Origin of the sequence: Trebonia sp. (assembly GCF_049794275.1) — a bacterium.
Taxonomy (GTDB): domain Bacteria; phylum Actinomycetota; class Actinomycetes; order Streptosporangiales; family Streptosporangiaceae; genus Trebonia.
In genome coordinates this window covers 1-6209 of record NZ_JBARCR010000149.1, presented here as the reverse complement: position 1 = coordinate 6209, position 6209 = coordinate 1, and the positions used below count along the sequence as shown (strand labels likewise).

The 6209-nt window shown below is 70.7% G+C and carries 6 protein-coding genes; 3 read left to right on the top strand and 3 right to left on the bottom strand.

What is annotated here, in order from left to right; all coding sequences use genetic code 11:
• The 3 genes from thpR to WA805_RS04350 all read right to left on the bottom strand — a co-directional run.
• Nucleotides 1–292, bottom strand: a 292-nt coding sequence (thpR, locus tag WA805_RS04360) for an RNA 2',3'-cyclic phosphodiesterase (RefSeq protein ID WP_425241694.1), incomplete at its 3' end; no start/stop codon positions are given.
• Nucleotides 289–1500: a phosphoserine transaminase gene (gene serC / locus WA805_RS04355; protein ID WP_425241693.1), complete on the bottom strand. Its 1212-nt coding sequence runs from the start codon at nucleotides 1498–1500 to the stop codon at nucleotides 289–291. The genes thpR and serC, both read right to left, overlap by 4 nt.
• Nucleotides 1501–1515: 15 nt before the next feature.
• Nucleotides 1516–2625 (bottom strand): citrate synthase 2, encoded by a 1110-nt coding sequence (locus WA805_RS04350; RefSeq protein WP_424562380.1) that lies wholly within the window; start codon nucleotides 2623–2625, stop codon nucleotides 1516–1518.
• Nucleotides 2626–2760: 135 nt separating this feature from the next.
• On the opposite strand from WA805_RS04350, the gene pdxH reads away from it, so the two are divergent.
• The 3 genes from pdxH to WA805_RS04335 all read left to right on the top strand — a co-directional run.
• On the top strand, nucleotides 2761–3381 hold the full coding sequence (pdxH, locus tag WA805_RS04345) for a pyridoxamine 5'-phosphate oxidase (protein WP_422273403.1): 621 nt from the start codon (nucleotides 2761–2763) through the stop codon (nucleotides 3379–3381).
• 53 nt (nucleotides 3382–3434) lie between these two features.
• Nucleotides 3435–4205: a metal-dependent transcriptional regulator gene (locus tag WA805_RS04340; RefSeq protein ID WP_422339925.1), complete on the top strand. Its 771-nt coding sequence runs from the start codon at nucleotides 3435–3437 to the stop codon at nucleotides 4203–4205.
• A gap of 21 nt (nucleotides 4206–4226) precedes the next feature.
• Nucleotides 4227–6209, top strand: a 1983-nt coding sequence (locus tag WA805_RS04335) for a SpoIIE family protein phosphatase (protein WP_425241692.1), incomplete at its 3' end; no start/stop codon positions are given.

Sequence of the window (6209 nt, the reverse complement as noted above, 5' to 3'; positions counted from 1 at the left end):
GGTCGCCCGTGACTCCGGTCCACAGCACGTTCGCCCTGGCGGGCTTCGGGAACGCGCCGGCGCCGGCCAGGCTGAGGGTGACCGCGCGGTGCCGCCACGCAGCTCGTTCCAGCCGGGGCAGCAGCCGGGTCAGGCTCAGGTCCGTGACCTCGCCGAGGAAGGCGAGGGTGATGTGCCAGGCGGGGCGGTTCGTCCACCGCAGGTCGTCGCGCGGCGGGCGCAGCGGCGCGCATGCCGCGTCCAGGTCGTCCAGGACAGCGGGCGGTGGCGCCACGCCGACGAACAGCCTCATACGCTGACTCCATGAACAGAGTTCCCCGCTGGCTCTTGCCCGCGGTGCTCGCGCTGCTGCTTGCCGTCGTGATCGTCGGCGCTGTCACGCACTAACGTGAGGCGCTCGGCCACGTAGTCGACGCACACGGTCAGCGCGGCCACGTCATCGGGATCGACCGCCGGGAACATGCCGATCCGCAGCTGGTTCCTGCCCAGCTTGCGATACGACTCGGTGTCCACGATGCCGTTCTGCCGCAGCACGTCGGCCACCGCGTCGGCGCTGATCTCGTCACTGAAGTCGATCGTGCCCACCACGGGGGAACGCATCGCCGGGTCGGCCACGAACGGTGTCGCGAAAGCTGAGGCCTCCGCCCAGTCATAAAGGATCCGGGCGGAGGAATTCGCGCGTGCCTCTGACCACGCCAGGCCGCCCTGTTCGAGCAGCCAGTCGACCTGGGCGGCGAACAGCAACAGCGTCGCGACCGACGGCGTGTTGTAGGTCTGGTCCTTGACGGAGTTCTCCACCGCGATCCGCAAGTTGAGAAAGTCGGGGATGTACCGGCCGCTCGTACCGATTTCGTCGATCCGCTCGAGCGCGGCGGGGGACAGCAGCGCGATCCACAGGCCGCCGTCGGCGCCGAACACCTTCTGCGGGCCGAAATAGTAGGCGTCGAATTCCGCGGGGTCTACCGGCAGCGCCCCGGCGCCGCTGGTCGCGTCCACGAGCACCAGCGACCCGTCGTCCGCGCCCGGCGCGCGGCGGACCGGCATCCACACTCCGGTGGAAGTCTCGTTGTGGGTCAGCGCGTAGGCGTCAACACCCGCTTCCGCGCGGGGCAGCGGGTGGGTGCCAGGCTCCGTGGCGATGACCGAAGGCTCCTTCAGCCAGGGTGCGCGCGCCGTGACAGTAGCGAACTTGGCCGAGAACTCACCGAACGACAGGTGCTGCGATCGTTCCCTGACCAGTCCGAACGTGGCGGCGTCCCAGAAGGCGTGGGTGCCTCCGTTGCCGAGAGCCACCACGTGCCCGTTCGGAAGACCGAAAAGCTCAGCCAGGCCGGAGCGGATCCGCCGCACGACCGACCGCACCGGCGGCTGACGGTGCGATGTGCCAAGTTCGGGGGCGGCGGCCAGCGCGGCAGCCTGCGCCGGCCGCACCTTGGTAGGGCCGCTGCCGAACCTGCCGTCCCGCGGTTTCAGCTCGCCGGGGATGATGATGCTGGTCACCAGCCCAGCGTAACGCTAGACCTGGCGGTCGAGCACTTCAGCGGCGCCGGGCACGTCGCGCACCGGGCGGGCGCTCGGGCCGACGTAGCGGGCGGACGGGCGGACGAGGCGGCCGGTCAGCTTCTGCTCCAGGATGTGCGCCGCCCAGCCCGCGGTGCGGGCGCAGGTGAATATCGACGGCGTGATCTCCGCGGGAATCTGGGCGAAGTCGAGCACGATCGCCGCCCAGAACTCGACGTTGGTCTCGAGCACCCGGTCCGGCCTGCGCGCCCGGAGTTCGGTCAGCGCCGCGTTCTCCAGCGCGAGCGCGACCTCGTAGCGTGGCGCGCCGAGTTCCTTGGCGGTGCGCCGCAGCACCCTGGCGCGCGGGTCCTCGGCCCGGTAGACCCGGTGGCCGAAGCCCATCAGGCGGTCGCCGCGGTCAAGGACCGACTTCACGTAGCCTTCGGCGTCGCCGGCGCGCTCCACGTCCTCGATCATGTGCAGCACGCGGGCAGGCGCACCGCCGTGCAGCGGGCCGGACAGCGCGCCGACCGCACCGGACATGGCGGCGGCGACGTCCGCGCCGGTGGAGGCGATTACCCGGGCGGTGAACGTGGAGGCGTTCATGCCGTGCTCGGCGGCCGAGGTCCAGTAGGTGTCCACCGCTTTCACGTGCCGCGGGTCGGGCTCGCCGCGCCAGCGGATCATGAAGGCCTCGGCCGCGGTGCTGGCCTCGTCTACCCGGCTCTGCGGGACGGCGGGCAGGTCGGCGCCGCGGGCCGACTGGGCGACGAACGACAGCATCTGCACGCTGACCCGTGCGAGGGTGTCCCGCGCTTCTTCCGCGGTGATGTCGATCAGCGGGCGCAGCCCCCAGGCGGGGGCGAGCGCGGCGACCGCGCTCTGCACGTCGACGCGCACGTCGCCGGTGCGCGTGGCCAGCGGCAGCGGCCCGGACTGCGGCAGGCCTGGCCGGAAGGAGTTGTCGACCAGCAGGCCCCACACGTGGCCGTAGGACACGTGCCCGGCGAGTTCCTCTATGTCCACGCCCCGGTACCGGAGCGAGCCGCCTTCCTTGTCGGGTTCGGCGATCTCTGTTTCGAAGGCCACGACGCCTTCGAGACCAGGCTTGAAGTCAGACATCAGCGTTTTCCCTCCCGGTAGGGGGTCTGGCACGCCAGGCCGGCACAATTGGTATGTACCTCTAAGGATTGTGGGTTCATTCAACCTCCGCGGCTCTGGCCGCGGTAGTCCGGCCGCGTGTAAAGATCGTCACTTATGGACACGACGCTAACTCCGGAGATGCTTGACGCCTCGCCGATGAAGCAGTTCGCGCGCTGGTTCGACGACGCCGTCGCCGCCGGGCTGCCGGAGCCGAACGCGATGGTGCTGGCCACGATGGGGGAACGCCCGCACGCGCGGACCGTGCTGCTCAAGGCGCACGACCGCGACGGCTTCACCTTCTACACCAACCGCACGTCCAGGAAGGGGAATGACCTGGCGGCCGATCCGCGCTGCTGCGCGGTGTTCCCCTGGTACGCGCTGGGCCGGCAGGTAACCGTGGAGGGCAGCGTCCGCCCGCTGACGACGGAGGAAAGCGAGCCGTACTTCCATTCGCGTGCGCACACGTCGCAGATCGGCGCGTGGGCGTCGCGGCAGTCGCGGGTGCTCGAGTCGCGGGAGGAACTTGACTCGCGGGTCGCCGAGCTGTCCCGGCGGTGGCCGGAAGGCACCGAGGTGCCGATGCCCGACTTCTGGGGCGGGTACCTGATCGTCCCCGCCACGGTGGAGTTCTGGCAGTCCCGGCAGAACCGGCTGCACGACCGGCTGCGGTACCGGCGGTCGGAGGCCGTGGCGGACTCGGGTGCCGGCTGGGGCATAGAACGGCTCTCACCGTAGGTTTCCAAGGGTGGTCGCGTGAGCGCGTAGCATCACTGTCAGGAGGAAGTTCAGTGACTGCCCATGGGCTTATCGACACGACGGAGATGTACCTCCGCACCGTTTTCGAACTGGAGGAGGAGGGAATCGTCCCGCTGCGCGCGCGGATCGCGGAGCGGCTCTCCCAGTCAGGCCCGACGGTCAGCCAGACCGTGGCGCGGATGGAACGGGACGGCCTGCTGCACCTGGCGGGCGACCGGCAGCTCGCGCTCAGCGACACCGGCCGGATGCTGGCGACCCGGGTGATGCGCAAGCACAGGCTGGCCGAGTGCCTGCTGGTCAGCGTGATCCAGCTGCCCTGGGAAGAGGTGCACATCGAGGCCTGCCGCTGGGAGCACGTGATGTCGGAAAACGTGGAGCGGCGCATCTACGAGCTGCTCCACCGGCCCGACCGGTGCCCGCACGGGAACGTGATCCCCGGTCTCGACGAGCTCGTCGCCGGCGAGGCCGCGGCCGGCTACCAGGCCAAGCCCGACGAGCCCATGACCGACGTGGTGCGCGGTAGTGCTGGGGATGTACGGGCCATTGTTACCAGAATTACTGAGCATGTTCAAAGTGATCTCGTTCTGATGCTTAAACTGAAGCGCGCCGGGATACAACCCGGACGCGAGGTGTTGCTCGGGGCGGTTGAAGGCGGAGTCCGGGTGTTCGGCGGGACGGCTGATGGGGCCGGTGGGGACGCGGACGACACGGACGCCGACAGCGCAGGCGCGGTGGCGCCTGCCGACTTGCCCGCCGACGTCGCCGCGCACGTTTTCGTGTCCAGGGAGTTAGGCAGCGATTAGTTCAGTGACCGGAGCGTGACCATGGCGCGCTGGAACGAGGGCGTCTTCGATTCGGATCTGTCGGCTGAGCTTGTCCTGCGCCAGGCCGAGATCGGCGTCATTGTCGCTGACCGGCAGGGCAACGTGCTGTTCGCCAACGAGCACGTCGCCGCGCTGCTGCGGCTCCCCTCCGACGCCTCGAAGATCGCGGGCCAGCCACTGCACGCCCTCGGGTTCATCCCTGACGGGGACCTGCCGAAGGCGGCCCAACTCTCCCGGCAGGTGCTGAGCGGGATGACCTGGGAAGGGACGTTCACCGGGTCTCGTGGCGACGGCACGCTGGTCTTCCTCCGGGTGCTCGCCTCCCCGCTGCGCCACTCGTCAGGCGACATCGGCGGCATGGTGATCATGGTCACCGAGGCCGGCCGCCGGGACGCGCAACGGGAGCAGGGCTGGGTGCGGCTGCTCGAGCGGATCGGCGAGCGGCTGGCCGGGTCCTTGGAGCTGGACACGACGCTGCGGCACGTCGCGCAGATCCTCGTCCCGCAGTTCGCCGACCACTGCTTCATCGACCTGATCAGCGGCGACAAGCTCGTCAGGCGGGTCATGACGCACGCAGGCAGCTGGGAGCCCGCGGCGGGCACCTGGGCGGGGGTCGGCGAGCCCGTCTCCTACCCGGCCGGCCACTTCATGCAGCAGGCGATGGAGCGGCTCGAGACGGTCGTCGTTCCTGACCTGCACGCCGAGTACTATCCGGCGCCGAGCGAGGAGTCCATGTCGGCGGCCGACCAGGCAGGACTGACGTCGGTGCTCGCCTCGCCGCTCTGCGCGCGGGGGGAACTGCTCGGCGTGATGGCGCTGGCGCTGTCCAGACTCACCGACCGTCCTGACCCGCACTACGACCTGGCCGACGGCGACCTGGTCGGCGCGATCGCCAGCCGGGTCGCCGTGGCCATCGACAACGCCATGCTGTTCGAGGCGGAGCGGCAGACCGCGCTCGCCTTCCAGCAGAGCCTGCTGCCGCAGGAAGTGCCGGAACTCGACGGGCTCGAGGTCGCGTTCCGCTACGTGCCGGCCAAGCCGCTCGAGACCCAGGGACAGGGAATCCAGACGCAGGTCGGCGGCGACTGGTACGACATCATCCCGCTCGCGGCCGGCCGGGTCGGGCTCGTCATCGGGGACGTGGAGGGCCGTGGCCCGCGGGCCGCGGCCACCATGGGGCAGCTCCGCGCCGCGCTGCGCGCCTACGCCCAGGACGAGCAGGCGCCCGCGGACATCATGCGCAAGCTGGACGAGTGGGTCCGGTCCACGGCGCCGGCCGGCGCCGGCGGCGACCCGCCGACGGTCAGCTGCATCTACATGATCTACGACGCGTGGTCCCGTGAGCTGACCTTCGCGAACGCCGGGCACGCGGCGCCGCTGATGGCCTCGGGCGGGGCGGTCAAGCCGCTCGAGGTCCGGCACAAGGGGGTGCTGCTCGGCGTGCGCGGCCGGGGCATCAGGGGGCTGCCCACGTACAAGGAGCAGACGGTCAAGCTCCCGTCCGGCGCCGCGCTCGTGCTGTATACGGACGGGCTGACCGACCGGCGGTCCAGGGAGGACGGCCCCGGGCACTACACCGAGGCCGAGGCGGTCGCCATGCTGCGGGACGCGATCCTCGCCGCGGCGAGCAGCGGGGCGGCAGAAGGCGGCGCGGGTACGCTCGCGCTGGCCGCCGAGAACGCCGTGCCCGGTGACATCGACGACGACATGGCGATCCTGGTGCTCCGTTCCTCGCCTGAGGAGCTCGCTTCGGCCGAGCGGACCTTCCCCGCCGAGCCGATCATGGTCTCCGAGGCGCGCCGGGTCGCGGCCAGCACGTTCGCCGCGTGGCACATGGACCCGGACCAGGCCGACCTGGCCTGCCTGCTCGTCTCCGAGGTCGTGACGAACGCGGTGCTGCACGCCGCTGTCACGCCGAGCCCGGCGGGGCGCAGGTTCGATCTTGACCTCGACCCGCCGTCGGCGCTGCCCGCGGCCGTGCCC